The sequence below is a fragment of the Streptomyces sp. 11x1 genome (genome assembly GCF_032598905.1).
GTDB lineage: Bacteria > Actinomycetota > Actinomycetes > Streptomycetales > Streptomycetaceae > Streptomyces.
This window is the reverse complement of the sequence record NZ_CP122458.1, coordinates 6,414,421-6,438,043: the sequence shown is the minus strand read 5'-3', so window position 1 is coordinate 6,438,043 and position 23,623 is coordinate 6,414,421. Positions and strand designations below refer to the sequence as shown.

Sequence of the window (23,623 nt, the reverse complement as noted above, 5' to 3'; positions counted from 1 at the left end):
GGGGTGACACGGTCGGGGGGAGCACTGACAGCCGTACCGATGTCGTGGCTCACGGCGGACGAGCCGCCCATCACCCTCCCGCGCGATCCCGCGCGGGAGGCGGCCCGACGCGAGCTGTCCAAGGGCATGTACCACCAGAACGACCCCAGCTGGTACGAGCGCGCCCTGGACGCCTTCTGGGACTGGCTCGACAAGGTGTTCGGCGCCGCCTCCACTGCCACACCCGGCGGCACACTCGGCCTCGTCGTCATCGTCCTGGCCGTCCTCGCCCTCCTCGGAGCACTGTGGTGGCGCCTCGGCACCCCGCGCCGCGCCCCCACCTCCTCCGCCGTGCTCTTCGACGACCGGCCCCGCAGCGCCACGGAACACCGCGCCGCCGCCGAGGCCCAGGCCGCCCAGGGCCACTGGAACCAAGCCGTCCAGGAACGCATGCGCGCCGTCGTCCGCTCGCTGGAGGAACGCGCCCTGCTCGACGTGCGCCCCGGCCGCACCGCCGACGAGGCGGCCTCCGAGGCGGGCTCGGTGCTCCCCGCCCACACGGACCGACTGCGCACCGCCGCCCGGGACTTCGACGACGTCACGTACGGCGGCCGCTCCGCCACCGAAGGAACGTACCGCCGCCTCGCCGACCTCGACACCGACCTGGAGCGCACCAAGCCCGACCCGGCGCGCAGCACCTCCAGCACCGCGAGCACGGCCCGGAACACCCACCCGGGAGCCGCCGAATGACCACCGGGACCACGCCCCCCTCCACCTCGGTCTCGCCCACGGCCCGTCAGGTGTGGACCCGCGCGCGCGGTGTCGTCCTCGCGGCGGTCGTCCTCCTGGCGGCCGCAGCCGTGATCGCCGTGATCCGCTCCGGCGCCGAACACGGCCGCCTGGACCCCCGCTCCGCCGACACCGACGGCAGCCGCGCCGTCGCCGAACTCCTCGACGACCGGGGCGTGTCCACCCGACTGGTCACCACCCTCGACGAGGCACGCGCCGCCGCCGGCCCCGACACCACCCTCCTGGTCGCAGTCCCCGACCTGCTCACCGACTCGCAGCAGCGCAGCCTTCGCGAGGCGACCGAGGCCTCCGGCGGCCGCACGGTCCTCGTCGCCCCCGGCCCGCCGTCCGTGCACACCCTCGCCCCCGGAGTCACCGCCGACGCGGCCCTCAGCCTCGACTCCACCCTCAGGCCCCGCTGCGAACTGCCCGCCGCCCGCCGAGCGGGCAGCGCCGACACCGGCGGGCTCCGCTACCACGTCACCGCTCGCGCGGCCGACGCCTGCTACCCCGAGGACGGCCTGCCCACCCTGGTGCGCGTCCCGGCGGCCGAGGGAGACGGCGACACCGTCGTCCTCGGCGCCCCCGACATCCTCCTCAACAGCAGCCTCGACGAGCAGGGCAACGCCTCCCTCGCCCTCCAACTCCTCGGCTCGCGCCCCCATGTGGTCTGGTACCTCCCCTCGCTCTCCGACGACTCGGCCGCCGACGCGGGCAACCGCAGCTTCTTCGACCTGCTCCCCTCGGGCTGGTTCTGGGGCACCCTGCAACTCTTCGTCGCCGGAGCCCTCGCCGCCCTCTGGCGGGCACGCCGACTGGGCCCCCTGGTGCCCGAGAGACTCCCCGTCGCGATCCGCGCCTCCGAGACCGTCGAAGGCCGCGCCCGCCTCTACCGCAAGGCCAACGCCCGTGACCGCGCGGCCGCCGCTCTTCGCTCCACCACCCGCACGCGCCTCGCCCCCCTCGTAGGTGTCCCCGTCTCCCGAGCTCACACGCCCGAGGCCCTGCTCCCCGCCCTGTCCACGCACCTCCACGGCGACGGACAGCCCCTGCACACCCTCCTCTTCGGCCCGCCGCCCGGCGACGACAAGGCCCTCATCGCCCTGACCGACCAACTCGACGCCCTCGAAAGAGAGGTACGCCGTTCATGATGGACCCGACCACTGACAACGCCGGGACCACCGGGGACCCGGGCACCGCCCGTGCCGCCCTGGAGGCCCTGCGCGCCGAGATCGCCAAAGCCGTGGTCGGCCAGGACCCCGCCGTGACCGGTCTCGTCGTCGCCCTCCTCTGCCGCGGACACGTCCTGCTGGAAGGAGTCCCCGGGGTGGCCAAGACGTTGCTCGTGCGGGCTCTCGCATCCGCGCTCGATCTCGACACCAAGCGCGTCCAGTTCACCCCGGACCTGATGCCGAGCGACGTCACCGGCTCCCTCGTCTACGACACCCGCACCGCCGAGTTCTCCTTCCAGCCCGGCCCGGTCTTCACCAACCTCCTCCTCGCGGACGAGATCAACCGCACCCCGCCGAAGACCCAGTCCTCCCTGTTGGAGGCCATGGAGGAACGCCAGGTCACGGTCGACGGCACCCCCCGCCCGCTCCCGGACCCGTTCCTGGTCGCCGCGACCCAGAACCCCATCGAGTACGAGGGCACCTATCCCCTCCCCGAAGCCCAACTGGACCGTTTCCTCCTCAAACTGACGGTCCCCCTCCCGTCCCGGCAGGACGAGATCGACGTCCTCACCCGGCACGCCGAGGGCTTCAACCCCCGCGACCTGCGCGCCGCCGGCGTACGCCCCGTCGCGAACGCCGCCGACCTCGAAGCCGCCCGCACCGCCGTGGCCAAGACGACGATCTCCCCCGAGATCACCGCCTACGTCGTGGACATCTGCCGCGCCACCCGCGAATCCCCGTCCTTCACCCTCGGCGTCTCCCCCCGAGGCGCCACGGCTCTCCTCGCGGCATCCCGCGCCTGGGCCTGGCTGACGGGCCGCGACTACGTCATCCCCGACGACGTGAAGGCACTCGCACTTCCGACCCTGCGCCACCGCGTCCAACTCCGCCCCGAGGCCGAGATGGAGGGCGTGACGGCCGACTCGGTCATCAACGCGATCCTTACCCACGTCCCCGTGCCCCGCTGATGGCCCCCACCGGACGCGCCGCACTCCTCGCGGCTCTCGGCACCCTTCCCGTAGGCATCTGGGAACCCAGCTGGACGGGCATCCTGGCCGTGAACGCCCCGCTGGCCCTGGCCTGCGCCTGCGACTACGCCCTCGCCGCACCCGTGCGCCGCCTGGGTCTCCTGCGCTCCGGCGACACCTCCGCACGCCTGGGCGAGAGCGCGGACGTCACCCTCACGGTCACCAACCCCTCCGGCCGCCCCCTGCGCGCCCACCTCCGCGACGCCTGGCCCCCCAGCAGCTGGCTCCCCGGCACCGAAGTGACTGCGTCCCGCCACCGGCTCACGATCCCCCCGGGCGAGCGCCGTCGCATCACCACCCGCCTGCGCCCCACCCGCCGGGGCGACCGCCAGGCGGACAGGGTCACGATCCGCTCGTACGGCCCTCTCGGCCTCTTCGCCCGCCAGGGCAGCCACCGAGCGCCCTGGACCGTACGGGTGCTCCCCCCGTTCACCAGCCGCAAGCACCTGCCGTCCAAACTGGCCCGCCTGCGTGAACTGGACGGCCGCACCAGCGTCCTGACCCGGGGCGAGGGCACGGAGTTCGACAGCCTCCGCGAGTACATCCCCGGCGACGACACCCGCTCCATCGACTGGCGCGCCACAGCCCGACAGTCCTCGGTGGCCGTACGCACCTGGCGTCCCGAACGCGACCGCCACATCCTCCTCGTCCTGGACACCGGCCGAACCTCGGCGGCCCGTGTGGGCGACGCCCCCCGCCTCGACGCCTCCCTGGACGCGGCCCTGCTCCTGGCCGCCCTGGCCTCCCGCGCCGGCGACCGCGTGGACCTGCTGGCCTACGACCGTCGCGTACGCGCCCTGGTCCAGGGCCGCACAGCGGGAGACGTCCTCCCGTCCCTGGTCAACGCCATGGCTCTGCTGGAACCCGAGCTCGTCGAAACGGACGCCCGGGGCCTCACCGCCACCGCGCTCCGTACGGCGCCTCGCCGAGCCTTGATCGTCCTCCTCACCACCCTCGACGCGGCCCCCGTCGAACAGGGCCTCCTCCCCGTCCTGTCCCGCCTCACCCAACGCCATACGGTCGTGGTGGCCTCCGTGGCAGATCCGCACATCGCCCGCATGGCGAACTCCCGAGGCACCACGGATGCGGTCTACGAGGCCGCCGCGGCCGCCCAGGCCCAAGCGGACCGCCACCGCACTGCCGATCAACTGCGTCGCCACGGCGTCACGGTCGTCGACGCGACACCCGACAACCTGCCGCCGGCTCTGGCAGACGCCTACCTGTCACTGAAGGCTGCCGGGCGCCTCTAATTCCCATTTCATTTCATTCCCCGTGGAGGGGGACGCCCGGCAAAAACCAGCCGTAAATGCAGAAAGCCCCTGCCGGTAACCCGGCAGGGGCTTTCTCAAAAATTGTTCGGCGGCGTCCTACTCTCCCACAGGGTCCCCCCTGCAGTACCATCGGCGCTGTAAGGCTTAGCTTCCGGGTTCGGAATGTAACCGGGCGTTTCCCTCACGCTATGACCACCGAAACACTATGAAACTATGAATACCGCACCTTCCCTCATGACACATGAGAAATGGGGTTGTTCGTGGTTTCAGAACCAACACAGTGGACGCGAGCAACTGAGGACAAGCCCTCGGCCTATTAGTACCAGTCAACTCCACCCGTTACCAGGCTTCCATATCTGGCCTATCAACCCAGTCGTCTACTGGGAGCCTTAACCCCTCAAAGGGGGTGGGAGTCCTCATCTCGAAGCAGGCTTCCCGCTTAGATGCTTTCAGCGGTTATCCCTCCCGAACGTAGCCAACCAGCCATGCCCTTGGCAGAACAACTGGCACACCAGAGGTTCGTCCGTCCCGGTCCTCTCGTACTAGGGACAGCCCTTCTCAAGACTCCTACGCGCACAGCGGATAGGGACCGAACTGTCTCACGACGTTCTAAACCCAGCTCGCGTACCGCTTTAATGGGCGAACAGCCCAACCCTTGGGACCGACTCCAGCCCCAGGATGCGACGAGCCGACATCGAGGTGCCAAACCATCCCGTCGATATGGACTCTTGGGGAAGATCAGCCTGTTATCCCCGGGGTACCTTTTATCCGTTGAGCGACGGCGCTTCCACAAGCCACCGCCGGATCACTAGTCCCGACTTTCGTCCCTGCTCGACCCGTCGGTCTCACAGTCAAGCTCCCTTGTGCACTTACACTCACCACCTGATTGCCAACCAGGCTGAGGGAACCTTTGGGCGCCTCCGTTACCCTTTGGGAGGCAACCGCCCCAGTTAAACTACCCATCAGACACTGTCCCCGATCCGGATCACGGACCCGGGTTAGACATCCAGCACGACCAGACTGGTATTTCAACGACGACTCCACCCGAACTGGCGTCCGAGCTTCACAGTCTCCCAGCTATCCTACACAAGCCGAACCGAACACCAATATCAAACTGTAGTAAAGGTCCCGGGGTCTTTCCGTCCTGCTGCGCGAAACGAGCATCTTTACTCGTAGTGCAATTTCACCGGGCCTATGGTTGAGACAGTCGAGAAGTCGTTACGCCATTCGTGCAGGTCGGAACTTACCCGACAAGGAATTTCGCTACCTTAGGATGGTTATAGTTACCACCGCCGTTTACTGGCGCTTAAGTTCTCAGCTTCGCCACCCCGAAGAGTGACTAACCGGTCCCCTTAACGTTCCAGCACCGGGCAGGCGTCAGTCCGTATACATCGCCTTACGGCTTCGCACGGACCTGTGTTTTTAGTAAACAGTCGCTTCTCGCTGGTCTCTGCGGCCACCCCCAGCTCACCGAGTAAATCGGATCACCAGGTGTGGCCCCCCTTCTCCCGAAGTTACGGGGGCATTTTGCCGAGTTCCTTAACCATAGTTCACCCGAACGCCTCGGTATTCTCTACCAGACCACCTGAGTCGGTTTAGGGTACGGGCCGCCATGAAACTCGCTAGAGGCTTTTCTCGACAGCATAGGATCATCCACTTCACCACAATCGGCTCGGCATCAGGTCTCAGACTATGTGCCAGGCGGATTTACCTACCCGACGTCCTACACCCTTACCCCGGGACAACCACCGCCCGGGATGGACTACCTTCCTGCGTCACCCCATCACTCACCTACTGCAAGTCTGGTTCGTCGGCTCCACCACTCCCCTTCACCCGAAGGATCCGGGACGGCTTCACGGACTTAGCATCGCCTGGTTCAATGTTTGACGCTTCACAGCGGGTACCGGAATATCAACCGGTTATCCATCGACTACGCCTGTCGGCCTCGCCTTAGGTCCCGACTTACCCTGGGCAGATCAGCTTGACCCAGGAACCCTTGGTCAATCGGCGCAAACGTTTCTCACGTTTGTATCGCTACTCATGCCTGCATTCTCACTCGTGAACCGTCCACAACTCGCTTCCGCGGCTGCTTCACCCGGCACACGACGCTCCCCTACCCATCCCAGCGGGCGTTGGCCCTCATGCTGGAATGACACGACTTCGGCGGTACGCTTGAGCCCCGCTACATTGTCGGCGCGGAATCACTAGACCAGTGAGCTATTACGCACTCTTTCAAGGGTGGCTGCTTCTAAGCCAACCTCCTGGTTGTCTCTGCGACTCCACATCCTTTCCCACTTAGCGTACGCTTAGGGGCCTTAGTCGATGCTCTGGGCTGTTTCCCTCTCGACCATGGAGCTTATCCCCCACAGTCTCACTGCCGCGCTCTCACTTACCGGCATTCGGAGTTTGGCTAAGGTCAGTAACCCGGTAGGGCCCATCGCCTATCCAGTGCTCTACCTCCGGCAAGAAACACACGACGCTGCACCTAAATGCATTTCGGGGAGAACCAGCTATCACGGAGTTTGATTGGCCTTTCACCCCTAACCACAGGTCATCCCCCAGGTTTTCAACCCTGGTGGGTTCGGTCCTCCACGAAGTCTTACCTCCGCTTCAACCTGCCCATGGCTAGATCACTCCGCTTCGGGTCTTGAGCGTGCTACTGAGTCGCCCTGTTCGGACTCGCTTTCGCTACGGCTACCCCACCCGGGTTAACCTCGCAACACACCGCAAACTCGCAGGCTCATTCTTCAAAAGGCACGCAGTCACGACGCACTGAGTAAACTCAATGCGCGACGCTCCCACGGCTTGTAGGCACACGGTTTCAGGTACTATTTCACTCCGCTCCCGCGGTACTTTTCACCATTCCCTCACGGTACTATCCGCTATCGGTCACCAGGGAATATTTAGGCTTAGCGGGTGGTCCCGCCAGATTCACACGGGATTTCTCGGGCCCCGTGCTACTTGGGTGTCTCTCAAACGAGCCGCTGATGTTTCAGCTACGGGGGTCTTACCCTCTACGCCGGACCTTTCGCATGTCCTTCGCCTACATCAACGGTTTCTGACTCGTCCTGTTGCCGGCAGACAACAGAAGAGAGATCCCACAACCCCGTATACGCAACCCCTGCCGGGTCTCACACGCATACGGTTTGGCCTCATCCAGTTTCGCTCGCCACTACTCCCGGAATCACGGTTGTTTTCTCTTCCTGCGGGTACTGAGATGTTTCACTTCCCCGCGTTCCCTCCACACTGCCTATGTGTTCAGCAGCGGGTGACAGCCCATGACGACTGCCGGGTTTCCCCATTCGGAAACCCCCGGATCAAAGCCTGGTTGACGACTCCCCGGGGACTATCGTGGCCTCCCACGTCCTTCATCGGTTCCTGGTGCCAAGGCATCCACCGTGCGCCCTTAAAAACTTGGCCACAGATGCTCGCGTCCACTGTGCAGTTCTCAAACAACGACCAACCACCCATCACCCCGAACCAGTAGATTCGAGTGCACCGGGGCCGGCACTGAAGGCAGCCACACGGCCGTGCCCTCAGACACCCAACAGCGTGCCCGACCGGATTCCGTCCGGAGATCATGTTTTCCACGCTCTTGCGAGCAGTACTAACAGCCTCCGGCCCGTGAAACCGGCCGAATAATCAACGTTCCACCCATGAGCAACCACCGTCGGACGTTCGCCGACGTTGTGGCCCTGGATCTCTTGCGAGATCTAGATGCTCCTTAGAAAGGAGGTGATCCAGCCGCACCTTCCGGTACGGCTACCTTGTTACGACTTCGTCCCAATCGCCAGTCCCACCTTCGACAGCTCCCTCCCTTACGGGTTGGGCCACCGGCTTCGGGTGTTACCGACTTTCGTGACGTGACGGGCGGTGTGTACAAGGCCCGGGAACGTATTCACCGCAGCACTGCTGATCTGCGATTACTAGCAACTCCGACTTCATGGGGTCGAGTTGCAGACCCCAATCCGAACTGAGACAGGCTTTTTGAGATTCGCTCCGCCTCACGGCTTCGCAGCTCATTGTACCTGCCATTGTAGCACGTGTGCAGCCCAAGACATAAGGGGCATGATGACTTGACGTCGTCCCCACCTTCCTCCGAGTTGACCCCGGCAGTCTCCTGTGAGTCCCCATCACCCCGAAGGGCATGCTGGCAACACAGAACAAGGGTTGCGCTCGTTGCGGGACTTAACCCAACATCTCACGACACGAGCTGACGACAGCCATGCACCACCTGTACACCGACCACAAGGGGGCGACCATCTCTGGCCGTTTCCGGTGTATGTCAAGCCTTGGTAAGGTTCTTCGCGTTGCGTCGAATTAAGCCACATGCTCCGCTGCTTGTGCGGGCCCCCGTCAATTCCTTTGAGTTTTAGCCTTGCGGCCGTACTCCCCAGGCGGGGAACTTAATGCGTTAGCTGCGGCACCGACGACGTGGAATGTCGCCAACACCTAGTTCCCACCGTTTACGGCGTGGACTACCAGGGTATCTAATCCTGTTCGCTCCCCACGCTTTCGCTCCTCAGCGTCAGTAATGGCCCAGAGATCCGCCTTCGCCACCGGTGTTCCTCCTGATATCTGCGCATTTCACCGCTACACCAGGAATTCCGATCTCCCCTACCACACTCTAGTCTGCCCGTATCGAATGCAGACCCGGGGTTAAGCCCCGGGCTTTCACATCCGACGCGACAGACCGCCTACGAGCTCTTTACGCCCAATAATTCCGGACAACGCTCGCGCCCTACGTATTACCGCGGCTGCTGGCACGTAGTTAGCCGGCGCTTCTTCTGCAGGTACCGTCACTTTCGCTTCTTCCCTGCTGAAAGAGGTTTACAACCCGAAGGCCGTCATCCCTCACGCGGCGTCGCTGCATCAGGCTTTCGCCCATTGTGCAATATTCCCCACTGCTGCCTCCCGTAGGAGTCTGGGCCGTGTCTCAGTCCCAGTGTGGCCGGTCGCCCTCTCAGGCCGGCTACCCGTCGTCGCCTTGGTGAGCCGTTACCTCACCAACAAGCTGATAGGCCGCGGGCTCATCCTTCACCGCCGGAGCTTTCCACACTCATCGGATGCCCGAGAGTGTCGTATCCGGTATTAGACCCCGTTTCCAGGGCTTGTCCCAGAGTGAAGGGCAGATTGCCCACGTGTTACTCACCCGTTCGCCACTAATCCCCACCGAAGTGGTTCATCGTTCGACTTGCATGTGTTAAGCACGCCGCCAGCGTTCGTCCTGAGCCAGGATCAAACTCTCCGTGAATGTTTACCGGTAATCCGGTGCACACACACGAGAGCGGAACCACCGGAGGAATAGTCCGATGGTTCACAGCATCCTCGCTGTGTTTGTTTCAAAGGAACCTCGCCCCAGCCGAGATCGGCCAGGAACGGGGTATCAACATATCTGGCGTTGATTTTTGGCACGCTGTTGAGTTCTCAAGGAACGGACGCTTCCTTTGTACTCACCCGAGCTGTTCTCAGGCTTTCCTCCGGGCAGTTTCCCTTCGGTCTTGCGTTTCCAACCCTACCAGATCCGTTTTCCGTTCCGTTTCCGGTCGGAATTCTTTTCCGGCGGCCGCTGGAGGGCCTTACCTAATTGATTGCCTTGCGGCTTTCTTTCGGCGAGTCCGACTTTATCAGAAGTTTTTGACCGGACTGACCGGACGTTCATTCCTGATTCATCGGGTGGACTCGCTCGGCAATGTTGCATTCACGAGGAGTCGGTAGATTTTTACCGCCGCCCTGGGGTATGGCCACCTCTGGGCAACTGTTCTAATCTACCTCCCCACATCGGCCGTGTCAACGGCTCCTGCGGGAACGAAGAGGAGACTAACAGCCCGACGGGGGTGGACGCACATCAGGCGGCGGTGGGGACCGCGGCGCTGCGTTCGTGCTCCTCGACATCGCCCGTGTCACCGGCACGGACGGCGCGTCCGCCCAGGATGTAGACGTACCCGAGGAAGGCGAGTTCGGCGAGGACTCCGATGGTTATGCGGGCCCAGGTGGGGAGGCCGGACGGGGTGACGAAGCCTTCGATGGCGCCGGACACGAAGAGGACCAGCGCCAGGCCTATCGCCATCCCGAGGGCGGCTCGCCCCTCCTCGGCCAGGGCGGACCGGCGGGTGCGGGGCCCTGGGTCGATGACGGTCCAGCCGAGCCGCAGCCCGGTGCCGGCGGCCACGAAGACGGCGGTCAGTTCCAGCAGGCCGTGCGGGAGGATCAGGCCGAGGAAGACGTCGAGGCGGCCGGCCGAGGTCATCAGGCCGATGCCGACGCCCAGGTTGAGCATGTTCAGGAGCAGGATCCAGAGGACCGGTAGGCCGAGGAAGATCCCCAGGACCAGGCACATCGCGGCGGCCTGGGCGTTGTTCGTCCACACCTGGGCCGCGAAGGACGCAGCGGGATGGCTGGAGTAGTACGTCTCGTACTGACCACCGGGTCGGGTCATCTCGCGGAGGGCGTCCGGGGCGGCGATGCCGGCCTGGACTTCCGGGTGGGTACCGATCCACCACCCCAGGAGCACGGCGACGAGGGTGGAGAGCAGGGCTGTGGGGACCCACCAGTGACGGGAGCGGTAGACCGCTGCGGGGAAGCCCTGGGTCAGGAAGCGGGTGACGTCGCGCCAGGAAGCGCGCCGGTTTCCCGTGACGGCGCTGCGCGCGCGTGCCACCAGTTGGCTGAGGCGCCCGGTGAGCTGCGGGTCCGGAGCGCTCGACTGGATCAATGAGAGGTGGGTGGCGGTGCGCTGGTAGAGGGTGACGAGTTCGTCGACCTCGGCTCCGTCGAGACGGCGCTGGCGGCGGAGCAGGGCGTCGAGGCGGTCCCACTCGGCACGATGGGCGGACACGAAGACATCGAGGTCCATCGGGTGTGCTGCTCCTTGTCCGTCTCGCACTGCGTGCCGGCTTGTCGCGCTGGTCCTACTGATCGCAATGGTCGTACTGGTCGTACTGGGGCGCGATATGACCTCAGCTTGGCAGACTGGCCACTCTCGGGGCAGGTCAGGGGATGAATCCGGAAGGGACTACGGGTGTGAGTGAGCTAGTGACGGGCGAGGCGGTGGCGCTGGAACTGCGTCCCGCGAAGCTGCCGAGCCGAGCGCTGGCCGTGCTGCTCGACCTGGTCGTGGCCGTGGTCGTCTACCTCGCGGTGGTCCTGATCCTGGTGCTGTCGACGGCCGGTCTGGACGAGGCGGCGCAGACGGCGATATCCATCGCGAGCTTCCTGCTCGTCCTGGTGGGCGGGCCGATCGCGGTGGAGACGCTGAGCCATGGGCGTTCGCTGGGGAAGCTCGTCTGCGGGCTGCGGGTGGTGCGGGACGACGGGGGTCCGATCCGGTTCCGGCACGCGCTGGTACGCGGGGCGGTCGGGGTGGTCGAGATCCTGATGACGTTCGGGGTCGTCGCCTGCATCGCCTCACTCGTGTCGGCGCGAGGGCGTCGGCTGGGTGACGTGTTCGCGGGGACCTTGGTCGTGCGGGAGCGGGTTCCGGCCGGACGGGCGGCATTCGTGCCTCCGCCCCCGCCGTGGCTCGCGGGACAGTTCTCCGCGCTCGACCTCTCCGCCGTGCCGGACGGGCTGTGGCTGGCCATCCGCCAGTACCTGACGCGGATGCGGCAGCTGGACCCGCACGTCGGTGCGGCCATGGCGGAACGTCTCGCCTCGGACCTCGCGGCCCGTACCGGGGCTCCGGCGCCCTACGGGGTGCCGCCGGGCGCGTATCTGGCGGCAGTGGTGCACGAGCGGCAGGCCCGGGAGGCTCGCCAGGCCTTCCAGGGCAAGGCCGGGGTGGGTTCGGGTGCTGGTGTGGGTGCGGTTGCGGGTGGCCCGGCCCCCGCTGCCGGCGGCTTCGGGTACGCGCCGCCCGCCGGAGCCGCAGGCCCCGCACCCGTGCCCCCATCCGCTCCCGCACCCGGGCCCTCCGGCGTTCCCGGTCCGGCCGCTCCCGGCATCCCGCCCGCCCCCGAGCCGCCGCACACGCCGTCTCCCGAGCGGCCACCGAGCACCGGGTTCGCCCCGCCCGCCTGAGTCCCGGGTCCGCCCGGGGGCGCTGCCGCACAGCGCCGGGTCGGTCCGTCGGTCGTTCACCGGCCGGCCACGCGGGGCGGACCGTGCCTCAGTCGAACGAGGACGGCGGTGTCTCCAGGTGCTCCAGCTCGATTCCGGGTGCTGCCAGGACGACGTCGCCCGCGATGTGAACGGTGTGCCGCTCGCCCGTGTCCAGGGCTGTGACCTGGTATTCGTCCACCACCAGGGGGCCGTTGTCAGTGGCGTGTGCTTCTCTTTCGATCAAGGCCCAGGACTGGTCGAGGGTGCGCGGGGCCAGGACCGGGTCGGTGAAGGCGACGAGGCGTACGCGAGTGGCCGGGGCGGAGGGGGTGAGGCGCAGCAGGCGGGCGGTGGCGATCAGGAACGCCGGGGAGGTGCCGGTGAAGGCGTGGGCGCGGACATTGCCTTCGGTGGCCTCCGTGCCGGTGGGGTCGGTGCGGACCCAGGTGACGCCGTCGAGGGCGGCGCCGCGGACCTGCCAGCTGGCGGCGTGGAGTTCGAGGCGGATGGGGCGGCCGAGTTCATCGATGGCCAGGTCGACGGAGCCGGCATGGTCGCCGGAGGGGGCGGTCAGTTGGGAGACGTAGCGCCAGCCGGACGGGCCGGGCGCGCAGTGGAAGTGTTCCTCGGCGAGGAGGGTGTGGTCGTGCGGGTCTTGGAGCGAATACCGGCCGCGGGGCATGGGGGTCCTGGGTCTTGACGGGCGGGTCCGGCCGACGGGACTGAGGCGCCGAACGGGCAGGCCCCCGGCACGGGGGTGCGGGGGGCCTGCCTGGGTGCTTCTGCCTGGGTGGGTGCGTCGAGGTGCGACGCACCCACCGCCGGGCGGATCAGTAGCGGTAGTGGTCCGGCTTGTACGGGCCCTCGACCTCGACGCCGATGTACGAGGCCTGCTCCGGACGGAGGGTCGTGAGCTTCACGCCGAGCGAGTCGAGGTGGAGGCGGGCGACCTTCTCGTCGAGGTGCTTGGGCAGCGTGTACACGCCGATCGGGTACTCGGACTGCTTGGTGAACAGCTCGATCTGGGCCAGGGTCTGGTCCGCGAACGAGTTGGACATCACGAACGACGGGTGACCGGTGGCGTTGCCCAGGTTCAGCAGACGGCCCTCGGACAGCACGATGAGCACCTTGCCGTCGGGGAACGTCCAGGTGTGGACCTGCGGCTTGACCTCGTCCTTGACGATGCCGGGAATCTTCGCGAGGCCGGCCATGTCGATCTCGTTGTCGAAGTGGCCGATGTTGCCGACGATGGCCTGGTGCTTCATCTTGGCCATGTCCGAGGCCATGATGATGTCCTTGTTGCCGGTCGTGGTGATGAAGATGTCGGCCTTGTCGACGACCTCGTCGAGGGTCGTGACCTGGTAGCCGTCCATCGCCGCCTGCAGGGCGCAGATCGGGTCGATCTCGGTGACGATGACACGGGCGCCCTGACCGCGCAGGGACTCCGCGCAGCCCTTGCCGACGTCGCCGTAGCCGCAGACCACGGCCGTCTTGCCGCCGATGAGGACGTCGGTGGCACGGTTGATGCCGTCGATCAGGGAGTGGCGGCAGCCGTACTTGTTGTCGAACTTCGACTTGGTGACGGCGTCGTTCACGTTGATCGCCGGGAAAAGCAGGACACCGTCGCGCTGCATCTCGTACAGGCGGTGGACGCCGGTGGTGGTCTCCTCGGTCACGCCGCGGATCTCCGAGGCGAGCTGGGTCCACTTCTGCGAGCCCTCGGTGATGGTGCGGTTGAGGAGTTCGAGGATGACGCGGTGCTCCTCGTTCTCGGCGGTGTCGACCGCCGGGACCTCGCCCGCCTTCTCGTACTCGACACCCTTGTGCACCAGAAGGGTGGCGTCACCACCGTCGTCGAGGATCATGTTCGGGCCGCCTGTGGGGCTGTCCGGCCAGGTCAGCGCCTGCTCGGTGCACCACCAGTACTCCTCCAGCGTCTCGCCCTTCCAGGCGAAGACCGGGACGCCCTGGGGGTTGTCCACCGTGCCGTTCGGGCCGACCGCGATCGCGGCGGCGGCGTGGTCCTGGGTGGAGAAGATGTTGCAGGAGGCCCAGCGGACTCGGGCGCCGAGGGCGACCAGGGTCTCGATGAGAACAGCGGTCTGCACGGTCATGTGCAGGGAGCCGGTGACGCGGGCGCCGGCCAGCGGCTGGGACTCGGCGTACTCCTTGCGGATCGCCATCAGACCGGGCATCTCGTGCTCGGCGAGGGTGATCTCCTTGCGGCCGAACGCGGCCAGGGAGATGTCGGCGACCTTGAAGTCCTGCCGGTTGTCGACAGTCGTCATTGCGAACTGCTCCTCGGTGTCGGGTCGAGGGTGGGTAGGGCTGGTCTGCGCGGCGGCGGACACAGGGGTGCCCCGAAGGAGACACGGGCATGCCCGCGTGCGCGCAGCGCAGTCCGTCGGAGGCCCTCTCTCCCTCGGTCGGTCCGCGGTGGGACCGCCCGACCGCCATCAGCAGCGACGTCTGGCTCCGTCCCAAGCTACACCGGTTGGCTCTGCCTGCCCCAGTCCGCCTGCGTACAGATCGAGCCGAAGAGAGCGGTCCGGCGGGGAACGGGCAGGGGCCCGTCGCGGTCGTTCGTGCGACGGGCCCCGGTGTTCGGTGCCTGGTGGAACGGCCCGAACGGGCCGGTGGGTCAGTGCTCGGCGGGAGCGGTCGGGCCGCCGGGCGCGGCCTCGGGGTCGGCGCCCTTGACGGCTTCGGCCTCGCTGTAGATGTCGGGCTCCAGGTAGATGACCCGGGCGATCGGGACGGCCTCGCGGATGCGGGCCTCGGCCGCGTTGATGGCGTTCGCGACCTCGGTGGCCGTGTCGTCGTGCCGGACGGCGATCTTGGCGGCGACGAGCAGCTCTTCGGGGCCGAGGTGGAGCGTGCGCATGTGGATGACGCGGGTGACGGTGTCGCCGTCGACGACGGCCTGCGCGATCTTCTCGACGTCCTCGGCGCCGGCGGACTCGCCGAGGAGGAGGGACTTGGTCTCGGCGGCGAGGACGATCGCGATCAGGATGAGCAGGACGCCGATGCAGAGGGTGCCGATGCCGTCCCAGACGCCGTCGCCGGTGAGCAGGGCGAGGCCGACGCCGCCGAGGGCGAGGATCAGGCCGACGAGGGCGCCGAGGTCCTCCAGGAGGACGACCGGCAGCTCGGGGGCCTTGGCGTGGCGGACGAACTCGGTCCAGGACTTGTTGCCCCGCAGGACGTTGGACTCCTTGATGGCGGTCCGGAAGGAGAAGGTCTCGGCGATGATCGCGAAGACGAGGACGCCGACCGGCCAGTACCAGGCCTCGATCTCGTGCGGGTGCTTGATCTTCTCGTAGCCCTCGTAGAGGGCGAACATGCCGCCGACGGAGAAGAGGACGATGGAGACGAGGAAGGCGTAGATGTAGCGCTCGCGGCCGTAGCCGAAGGGGTGTTCGGCGGTCGCCTCGCGCTTGGCCTTCTTGCCGCCGAGGAGCAGCAGGGCCTGGTTGCCGGAGTCGGCGAGCGAGTGCACGGACTCGGCGAGCATCGACGACGAGTTACTGAAGAGGAACGCCACGAACTTCGCTACCGCGATCGCGAGGTTGGCGGCGAGTGCCGCCACGATCGCCTTGGTGCCGCCTGACGCGCTCATGTGTCCGAGGTGTCCCTTCGCCTACGCATACGTCTGTGCGCGGGATGGGTACCCACGCTTCGGTCCGTCACCGGCCGGGCTTTGCCCGCCTTTTGCAGGGGGCATTGTTGCAGCCCGGCCCGGTGTCGGTGCATCGGGTCGTGGATAGGGAGGGGACGTGGATCGGAAGGGGTCGTGGATCGGGAGTGCGTCAGGCCGTCACGCGAGCACGGTCGCGCGGAACAGCGTGCCCGGGCCGGACACCTCGGCCTTCTCGTCCGCCGGTACGAAGACGGACTCGCCGGGGGCGAGGGTGTGTTCGCCCGCCCGGACCGAACCAGCCGTGCAGAGAAGGATCTGCGGGGTGGCGCGAGTGAGATCGTGCGGGGCGGCGGCCTCGGGGAGGACGAAGCGGGAGAGGCGGAACTCGTCGATGGGCGTCTCGTAGACCTCTTCGCCGTCGGGGGACGCCTCCGGGCGCAGCACGCCCGGGTCGGTCGCCTCGAAGCGGACGATGCGCAGGAGTTCGGGGACGTCGACGTGCTTGGGGGTGAGGCCGCAGCGCAGCACGTTGTCGGAGTTGGCCATGATCTCGACGCCGAGGCCGTTCAGGTACGCGTGCGGGATCCCGGCGCCCAGGAACAGGGCCTCGCCGGGCTGCAGGCGTACGTGGTTGAGGAGCATGGCGGCGATGACGCCGGGGTCGCCCGGGTAGTGGTGGGCGATGTCGGCGTAGGGGGCGTGGGCGCCGCCGAGGCGGGCGCAGGCGGCCGCGGCCTCGGTGACGGTGTGGGCCATCTCCTCGGGGTCGGCGCCCAGGACGGCGGTCAACACCTCGCGCAGCGCCGCCTCTTCGGGGTGGGCGTGCAGGAGGTCGACGTACGGCTTGAGGGAGTCGACGTCGAGGGCGGCCAGCAGCTCGGCGGCTTGCAGCGGTTCGCGGAAGCCGCACAGGCCGTCGAACTCCGTGAGGGCGCAGATCAGTTCCGGCTTGTGGTTGGCGTCCTTGTAGTTGCGGTGTCCCGCGTCGATCGGGATGCCGCGCCGCTCCTCGTCCTCGTACCCCTCCCTGGCCTGTTCGAGGTCGGGGTGGACCTGGAGGGAGAGGGGCGCGCCGGCGGCGAGAAGCTTCAGGAGGAAGGGGAGGCGGGGGCCGAACTTCTCGACGGTCCGGGTGCCCAGCTCGCGTTCCGGTGCCTCGTCGATCACCTCGGTGAGGGGGCCGCGTCCGGTGCGCGAGGGCGCGCCGGGGTGGGCTCCCATCCACATCTCCGCCTGCGGCTCGCCCGTGGGGGCCACTCCGAGGAGCTCCGGGATGGCGGTGGTCGAACCCCAGGCGTAGGGGCGGACGGTGTTGTCGAGGCGGTCCATGGTGTGTGTTTCTCCGTACGTGGGGAGCCGGCCGGGCCCCGGTCGAGGTCGGGCCCGGTCGGGATCGGGCTCCGCGCGGGTCGGGCTTCGGAAGCGTCCGTGAGGATCAGGCTCCGGAGGCGAGCGACAGGTAAACGGCGGCGAAATCGGTGATGGCGATCATCTCCGCGAGGGTCTCCAGGTCGGTGCCCTCCTCGGGTTCCAGCTCGCTGATCGCGGTGTCGTGGCCGAGGGCCAGCTCGCGGGCGGCCGGGACGGCGCTGAGGCCGCCGGTGGGGCGGTCGCGAAGGAGCACCACGCGCGCGTGGAGGGCGGGCGGTTCCTCGACGCGGTCGCGGAAGAAGTCGTCGGGGTCGGCGCTCGCGGCGAGCGGACCGGACAGCAGCACCGTGTGCGAGGCGAGCGCCTCCGGCAGCTGGGCGGCGAGGGCCGGGCGCCCCGCCAGCTCGGCGAGCGCGGAAGCGAAACGGCGGCCCACGGGGGCCGCTGCCTGGCCCTCGGTCCAGATCACCGGGAGGGCGTCGGCCAGCTCGGCGGCGAGCGTCTTGGCCGGATTGCTGTAGGTGGCGATGGCGGGGCCGCAGCGCTCGGCGACGTGGTCGAGGCGGTCGGCGACCTTCTGCAGGGCGTCGGGCGCGGCGGCGACCAGGCCGGTGCGGTCCAGCAGCGCGAGCATCGGGGTGAGCAGCGCCCACAGCACGCCGGGGGCGGCGGCGCCGAGGGGCACCTCCTGCTCGTACGGGCCGGTCGCCATCGGTACGAAGAGTCCGTGGGCGCCTTCCATGGCCTCGGCGACCGGGGTGCGGGGCGGGGCGACGGCGACGACCGTGCAGCCGCGGCGGTAGGCCTGGTCGATCAGGAGCGCCAGGCCGGGTTCGGCGCCGTCGGCGGTGGCGATCAGGAGGAGGTCGACCGAGCCCGCCCAGCCCGGGAGGTCCCAGCGCAGGGCACCCGCCGCGGGGGCCACGCCGGTGGGGTGCAGGCGGGTGAGGGGACAACTGGATCCCGCGAGGGCGCCGAGCAGGTCGGCGACGCCCGCGGAGGCCATGCCGGGGCCCGCGATCAGGAGAGCGCGGGGCCGGCCGTCGGGTTTCAGGTCGGGGATACCGGCCTCGGTGCCGAGACGGATGGCCGTGCGGACCCGGGCGCCCGCCTCGGCGGCGCCGCGGAGCAGGTCGCGGCGGTCCGCCTCCGACAGGGCGTCGGGGGTGTCTAGCAGCGATTCGTCGAGCATGGGCGGCAGCCTCCGATCACCAGGTGCCCTGATGCGCCTTTTGCCGGGTTTCCCGGCTCGTGCGGGGTTACGCCTTGCGCGGGAGCGTGATCGCGCGGGACCTGCAGGTCGGGCGGGTCAGGCGGGGCGGCGGGCCTCGTCGACGAGGAGTACGGGGATGCCGTCCCGGATCGGGTAGGCGAGGCCGCAGTCCTGGCTCGTGCAGGTCAGCTCGGTGTCCTCCTCCGTGAGGGGGGCGTGGCACGCCGGGCAGGCGAGGATCTCCAGGAGGCCGGCTTCGAGCGGCATGTCGGGGTCCCTTCGGGGGGCGGGTTCGTGCGGTGCGGCCTGGTCAGAGTACCGCCGTGCGGGGGTTGGCGCCGGGGTTGGGGGCCGGTGCCGTTTGCGCCCGCGCCGCCCTTACCCGTCCCTCCGCAAGGGGCTGCGCCCCTTTGACCCCCACACGTCCGCCCGGTGGGGCTGCTCGCGCAGTTCCCCGCGCCCCTGGAAAAGCAGGGGCTGTGCCCCGTACTTTTCCAGATCAGGACCTGATGATCGCCAGGACCTCGTCCCTCACCTTTGCCATCGTCGTCTCGTCCCTCGCCTCCGCGTTCAGTCTCAGGAGGGGTTCCGTGTTGGAGGGACGGACGTTGAACCACCAGTCGGGCGCGGAGACCGTGAGGCCGTCGAGGTCGTCCAGGGTGAGGTCCTCGCGGTTCTCGTACGCGGAGCGGATCGCGGCCAGGCGGTCCGACTGGTCGGCGACCGTGGAGTTGATCTCGCCGGAGCCGGCGTAGCGGTCGTACTCGGCGAGGAGGCCGGAGAGAGGGCCGTCCTGGCCGCCGAGAGCGGCGAGGACGTGGAGGGCGGCCAGCATGCCCGTGTCGGCGTTCCAGAAGTCCGCGAAGTAGTAGTGGGCGGAGTGCTCGCCGCCGAAGATGGCGCCGGATCTGGCCATCTCGGCCTTGATGAAGGAGTGGCCGACACGGGTGCGCACCGGCGTCCCGCCGTTCTCGCGCACCACCTCCGGGACGGACCAGGAGGTGATCAGGTTGTGGATGACCGTGCCCTTGCCACCGTGCTTGGCGAGTTCGCGGGAGGCGACCAGGGCGGTGATCGCGGAGGGCGAGACGGCGTCGCCCCGCTCGTCTACCACGAAACACCGGTCGGCGTCGCCGTCGAAGGCGATGCCGAGGTCGGCGCCCTCCTCGCGGACGCGCTTCTGGAGGTCGACGATGTTCGCCGGGTCGAGGGGGTTGGCCTCGTGGTTCGGGAACGTGCCGTCCAGCTCGAAGTACATCGGGACCAGGTCCAGCGGCAGGCCCGCGAAGACGGTGGGGACGGTGTGGCCGCCCATGCCGTTGCCCGCGTCGACGACGACCTTCAGGGGGCGGACGGAGGTGAGGTCGACGAGGCCGCGCAGGTGCGCCGCATAGTCCTCCAACGTGTCCCGGTGGGTGATCGTCCCCGGTGTGGCAGCCGGGGCCGGGGCTCCCGACTCGCTCCAGGCCTCGACCAGCTCGCGGATCTCGGCGAGACCTGTGTCCTGGCCGACGGGGGCGGCTCCGGCGCGGCACATCTTGATGCCGTTGTACTGGGCGGGGTTGTGGGAGGCGGTGAACATCGCGCCGGGCAGGTTCAGCACGCCGGACGCGTAGTAGAGCTGGTCCGTGGAGCAGAGGCCGATCTCGGTGACGTCCACGCCGAGCGCCGCCGCGCCGCGGGCGAAGGCGCGGGACAGGCCGGGCGAGGACGGCCGCATGTCGTGGCCGATCACGACGGCGTCCGCGCCGGTCACCTGGGCGAAGGCCGCCCCGAAGAGCTCGGCCAGGGGCTCGTCCCACTGGTCCGGGACCACCCCGCGTACGTCGTACGCCTTCACGATCGTCGACAGATCAGCCGCCATGGCCACACCCTCCTGAAGTCCCCACCGGATCACCCCAAACTACTCGGGCGCACCGACAGCCGACGGTGGTACCTCCGAGTGGCCGCCCGGGACGGCGCCGGTCCGGCCGGAGGGCCCTCAGGGAAGCATCCATTCCAGTACGGGCGTGCTCTGCCCCACCACGATCAGGCACATCACCAGCAACAGCCCGAGGCTCCATGGCAGCACCTTGCGCAGCAGGTCTCCCTCGCGCCCGGCGAGGCCGACGGCGGCGCAGGCGATGGTGAGGTTCTGCGGGGAGATCATCTTGCCGAGGACCCCGCCCGAGCTGTTGGCGGCGGCGAGCAGTTCCGGCGACAGGCCCGACTCGCGGGCCGCGCTCACCTGGAGGGCGCCGAACAGGGCGTTGGCGGAGGTGTCCGAGCCGGTGACCGCGACGCCGAACCAGCCGAGGACGGGCGACAGGAAGGCGAGTCCCGCGCCGGCCGCCGCCACGAAGTGGCCGATGGTGGCGGCCTGTCCGGAGAGGTTCATGACGTGGGCGAGGGCGAGCACGGACGTCACGGTGAGGATCGCGAACCGCAGTTCGTGGACCGTCGCGGCCCACTCCCTGACCGCCACGCGCGCGTGGACCCCCAGGACGACGGCCGTGCACACACCGGCGAGCAGCACGAGCGTGCCGCCGGTGGACACGATCGGCCAGGTGAAGACGTTGCCTCCGACGGGGTCGCCGACGGGGTCCGTGACGTTCAGGAAGGGCCAGTCGTACGTCCGCGTCGCCCCGGCCAGCCAGTCCTTCACCACCGGGATCTGGGCGACGGAGAAGATCACGACGATCAGCGCGTACGGGGCGTAGGCGCGCAGGACTTCGCGCCGGGGGTCCCGCTCGTCGAGGCCGTCGCTGCGTACGCCGGTCAGGACGGTGGCACGTACGGGCGCGGCGGCGGGCCGTCGGGCTTGCGGTACGGCGACGAGGGCGCCCGCGCCCAGCAAGGCGGCGCCGATGTCGGCGAGTTGCGCGGAGACGTAGTTGGAGGCGATGAACTGGGCGACGGCAAAGGCGAGTCCGCATGCGAGGGCGGGCGCCCAGGTCTCGCGCAGCCCGCGCCGCCCGTCGACGAGCCAGACCAGGACCAGGGGCACCACGAGGGCGAGCAGCGGTGTCTGGCGGCCGACCACGGACGCGACGGTGTCCAGGGGCAGTTCGGTGACCTGCGCGAGCGTGACGACCGGGGTGCCCATGGCGCCGAAGGCGACGGGCGCGGTGTTGGCGACCAGGGCGACCACGGCGGCCTTCACCGGTTCGAAGCCGAGCGCGACGAGCATGACGGAGCAGATGGCGACCGGCGCGCCGAAGCCGGCGAGGGCTTCCAGGAGCGCGCCGAAGCAGAACGCGACGACGAGCGCCTGGATGCGCGGGTCGTCGGAGAGCCGTCCGAAGGAGCGGCGCAGGATGTCGAAGTGCCGGGTGTGGACGGTCATCCGGTACACCCACAGGGCGTTGACGACGATCCACATGATCGGGAAGAGGCCGAAAGCGGCCCCCTGGGCAGCGCTGGAGAGCGTCTGGCCGAGCGGCATGCGGAAGGCGAGCCAGGCGACCAGAAGGGCCGCCAGAAGGCCGATCAGGCCTGCCAGATGGGCTTTCAGTCGCACACCGCCGAGCAGGATCAGGACGGTGACGAGGGGCAGGGTCGCTACGAGGGCGGACAGGCCGAGTGAACCGGCCACGGGTTCCAGTTGCTGGACGTACACGGAGCCTCCCCGGATTCCGCGATACGGAAGCGGCTTCTCATGGCACGGGCACCCGGAATGATCGCGTCCGCACCGACAGGACGTCAACGGGTGTGCACCACGGAGCGGAACGGCGCGAACGGAAACAGCCACGACGGGACGGAGGGCGACGGGAGGGATGCACGGACTCGCGGATTCTCGGCAACGAGCCCGCGTGGGGCTCTAGTTCGCGGGGTGCGTCCGGGGGTCGGCCGCCGGGGAGCGTGTGCTCAGTTGTCCGGTGAGCGCAGCACCCGGAGATGGCCGCGGCGGGCGACCTCCATCGGGTCGGCCGTGCGGGCGCCGCCACCGGCCTCGGCCGCGCGCTGCTGCGGGCGGGCCGCCTCGCGCACGGCGTTGGCAAGGGCCTCCAGGTCATCACCGCTGGGGCGCGCGGGGGCCGAGGCGTCCAGCAGCCGTACGACCTCCCAGCCGCGTGGCGCGGTGAGGCGCTCGGAGTGCTCGGCGCACAGGTCGTAGCAGTGGGGTTCGGCGTAGGTGGCGAGAGGGCCGAGGACCGCGGTCGAGTCGGCGTAGACGTACGTCAGCGTCGCGACGGCGGGGCGGCCGCAAGCGGTGCGCGAACAGCGACGTACAGGGCTCACGACGTTGGACGGTACCGCACTCTTGAGCGGGCCGCGACGACTCTGCACCAGGTCACCCCCCCGTGTCGTGCTGTGAAACGCCCCACACGCCCCTCCGAACCCACGGCGTTGACCTGCGAGTAGCCGCGCGTCCGCAATGCCGAACGACGCCGAACGCGATCAATTTTCCGCACAAACCAGTCCAATTGGCGCGAGTTCGCCGGTCTCGCGGAGATACGGAAACGAGCCCAACCTTGGCTGGAATGGTCATCCGGCGACATGCCAACCGGCGCGCCGGAGTAGCGCCGTACGGCGCGCCGGTTGGACATGCCAGGTCAGCCGGTGCGGGTCCGGAGACGCGGCCGGGAGTGTGGAGCCGGGCGGGCGGACCGTCCGGGGACTACGCTTCACAGGTGATGGACGACCTCGTACCGCCCCGCGCCGCATCCGCACCCGGGCCCCGCCGCCGTGATCGGCACGGCAGGGGGATGCGCGGGCCGATCGCGCCGCCGCAGGTGCCGCTCGCGGCGAGCCGCGCGGACGTGTTCGCGGATCTCGTGCAGGACTCCGTGGAGCGGCTGGAGCGGCGGTGGCCGCAGCTGGCCGACATCGACTTCCTCGTGCTGGAGGTGCCGCGGCTCGACGGGCCGTCGGACGGGGCGTGGAACGACGAGGCGGTGCCGCTCGGGGGGATCGTGGGGGCACGGGAGGGGCGGCCGGCCCGCGTGGTCGTGTATCGGCGGCCGGTGGAGATTCGTACCAAGGGGCGGGAGGAGCGGGCCGCGCTGGTGCATGAGGTCGTGGTGGAGCAGGTGGCCGAGTTGTTGGGGCTGAATCCGGAGACTGTGGATCCTCGGTACGGGGAGGACTGACCGGGGGTGGGGGTGCGCCCCGGAGGGATGTCGCCCCGCCGCCCCATC

The 23,623-nt window shown here is 68.6% G+C and carries 16 protein-coding genes and 3 rRNA genes; 6 read left to right on the top strand and 13 right to left on the bottom strand.

The window, feature by feature from the left end; all coding sequences use genetic code 11:
* Nucleotides 1-39 precede the first annotated feature (39 nt).
* Genes P8T65_RS28300 through P8T65_RS28285 form a run of 4 tightly spaced genes read left to right on the top strand, consistent with a single transcriptional unit; the run spans nucleotide 40 to nucleotide 4,218 of the window.
* Complete coding sequence (locus P8T65_RS28300) at nucleotides 40-729, top strand: DUF4129 domain-containing protein (protein ID WP_316728023.1); 690 nt, start codon at nucleotides 40-42, stop codon at nucleotides 727-729.
* Nucleotides 726-1,919: a DUF4350 domain-containing protein gene (locus tag P8T65_RS28295; protein WP_316728022.1), complete on the top strand. Its 1,194-nt coding sequence runs from the start codon at nucleotides 726-728 to the stop codon at nucleotides 1,917-1,919. Before P8T65_RS28300 ends, P8T65_RS28295 begins: the two co-directional genes overlap by 4 nt.
* A complete protein-coding gene (locus P8T65_RS28290; RefSeq protein ID WP_316731764.1) occupies nucleotides 1,919-2,908 on the top strand; it encodes a MoxR family ATPase in 990 nt (329 codons plus the stop codon). Before P8T65_RS28295 ends, P8T65_RS28290 begins: the two co-directional genes overlap by 1 nt.
* Nucleotides 2,908-4,218, top strand: coding sequence for a DUF58 domain-containing protein (locus P8T65_RS28285; RefSeq protein ID WP_316728021.1), 1,311 nt, complete (start codon nucleotides 2,908-2,910; stop codon nucleotides 4,216-4,218). The genes P8T65_RS28290 and P8T65_RS28285 overlap by 1 nt, the downstream gene beginning before the upstream one ends.
* A gap of 104 nt (nucleotides 4,219-4,322) precedes the next feature.
* Here the strand turns inward: P8T65_RS28285 and rrf are convergent.
* The 4 genes from rrf to P8T65_RS28265 form a co-directional block, all read right to left on the bottom strand.
* Nucleotides 4,323-4,439 (bottom strand): 5S ribosomal RNA (gene rrf, locus P8T65_RS28280).
* A gap of 96 nt (nucleotides 4,440-4,535) precedes the next feature.
* Nucleotides 4,536-7,659: ribosomal RNA gene (locus P8T65_RS28275) — 23S ribosomal RNA — on the bottom strand.
* A gap of 308 nt (nucleotides 7,660-7,967) precedes the next feature.
* Nucleotides 7,968-9,493, bottom strand: a 16S ribosomal RNA gene (locus tag P8T65_RS28270).
* Together the 16S, 23S and 5S rRNA genes form the textbook arrangement of a ribosomal RNA operon.
* A 594-nt stretch (nucleotides 9,494-10,087) precedes the next feature.
* On the bottom strand, nucleotides 10,088-11,095 hold the full coding sequence (locus tag P8T65_RS28265; RefSeq protein WP_316728020.1) for a stage II sporulation protein M: 1,008 nt from the start codon (nucleotides 11,093-11,095) through the stop codon (nucleotides 10,088-10,090).
* A 167-nt stretch (nucleotides 11,096-11,262) separates the two neighbouring features.
* Here P8T65_RS28265 and P8T65_RS28260 point away from each other — a divergent pair, with 167 nt between their 5' ends.
* Nucleotides 11,263-12,258 carry an RDD family protein gene (locus P8T65_RS28260; protein ID WP_316728019.1) on the top strand — a complete coding sequence of 332 codons (996 nt, stop codon included), beginning with the start codon at nucleotides 11,263-11,265 and terminating at the stop codon, nucleotides 12,256-12,258.
* 88 nt (nucleotides 12,259-12,346) lie between these two features.
* Here the strand turns inward: P8T65_RS28260 and P8T65_RS28255 are convergent, their stop codons facing one another.
* The 9 genes from P8T65_RS28255 to P8T65_RS28215 form a co-directional block, all read right to left on the bottom strand.
* Nucleotides 12,347-12,961 carry a hypothetical protein gene (locus tag P8T65_RS28255; protein ID WP_316728018.1) on the bottom strand — a complete coding sequence of 205 codons (615 nt, stop codon included), beginning with the start codon at nucleotides 12,959-12,961 and terminating at the stop codon, nucleotides 12,347-12,349.
* Between the two features lie 148 nt (nucleotides 12,962-13,109).
* Nucleotides 13,110-14,567: an adenosylhomocysteinase gene (gene ahcY / locus P8T65_RS28250; protein WP_316728016.1), complete on the bottom strand. Its 1,458-nt coding sequence runs from the start codon at nucleotides 14,565-14,567 to the stop codon at nucleotides 13,110-13,112.
* Between the two features lie 353 nt (nucleotides 14,568-14,920).
* Nucleotides 14,921-15,898, bottom strand: a complete 978-nt coding sequence (locus tag P8T65_RS28245) for a cation diffusion facilitator family transporter (protein ID WP_316728015.1) — start codon at nucleotides 15,896-15,898, stop codon at nucleotides 14,921-14,923.
* A 198-nt stretch (nucleotides 15,899-16,096) separates the two neighbouring features.
* On the bottom strand, nucleotides 16,097-17,248 hold the full coding sequence (manA, locus tag P8T65_RS28240) for a mannose-6-phosphate isomerase, class I (protein WP_316728014.1): 1,152 nt from the start codon (nucleotides 17,246-17,248) through the stop codon (nucleotides 16,097-16,099).
* A 106-nt stretch (nucleotides 17,249-17,354) separates the two neighbouring features.
* Nucleotides 17,355-18,482 carry an SIS domain-containing protein gene (locus tag P8T65_RS28235; RefSeq protein ID WP_316728013.1) on the bottom strand — a complete coding sequence of 376 codons (1,128 nt, stop codon included), beginning with the start codon at nucleotides 18,480-18,482 and terminating at the stop codon, nucleotides 17,355-17,357.
* A 117-nt stretch (nucleotides 18,483-18,599) separates the two neighbouring features.
* On the bottom strand, nucleotides 18,600-18,770 hold the full coding sequence (locus tag P8T65_RS28230) for a Trm112 family protein (RefSeq protein WP_005485663.1): 171 nt from the start codon (nucleotides 18,768-18,770) through the stop codon (nucleotides 18,600-18,602).
* A gap of 232 nt (nucleotides 18,771-19,002) precedes the next feature.
* Nucleotides 19,003-20,367 carry a phosphomannomutase/phosphoglucomutase gene (locus P8T65_RS28225; protein ID WP_316728011.1) on the bottom strand — a complete coding sequence of 455 codons (1,365 nt, stop codon included), beginning with the start codon at nucleotides 20,365-20,367 and terminating at the stop codon, nucleotides 19,003-19,005.
* A 117-nt stretch (nucleotides 20,368-20,484) separates the two neighbouring features.
* Nucleotides 20,485-22,101 (bottom strand): L-lactate permease, encoded by a 1,617-nt coding sequence (locus P8T65_RS28220; protein ID WP_316728010.1) that lies wholly within the window; start codon nucleotides 22,099-22,101, stop codon nucleotides 20,485-20,487.
* Between the two features lie 248 nt (nucleotides 22,102-22,349).
* Nucleotides 22,350-22,772, bottom strand: a complete 423-nt coding sequence (locus tag P8T65_RS28215; RefSeq protein WP_086804662.1) for a DUF3499 domain-containing protein — start codon at nucleotides 22,770-22,772, stop codon at nucleotides 22,350-22,352.
* A 347-nt stretch (nucleotides 22,773-23,119) separates the two neighbouring features.
* Here P8T65_RS28215 and P8T65_RS28210 point away from each other — a divergent pair, with 347 nt between their 5' ends.
* Nucleotides 23,120-23,575 (top strand): metallopeptidase family protein, encoded by a 456-nt coding sequence (locus P8T65_RS28210; RefSeq protein ID WP_316731763.1) that lies wholly within the window; start codon nucleotides 23,120-23,122, stop codon nucleotides 23,573-23,575.
* The last annotated feature ends 48 nt before the right edge of the window (nucleotides 23,576-23,623 follow it).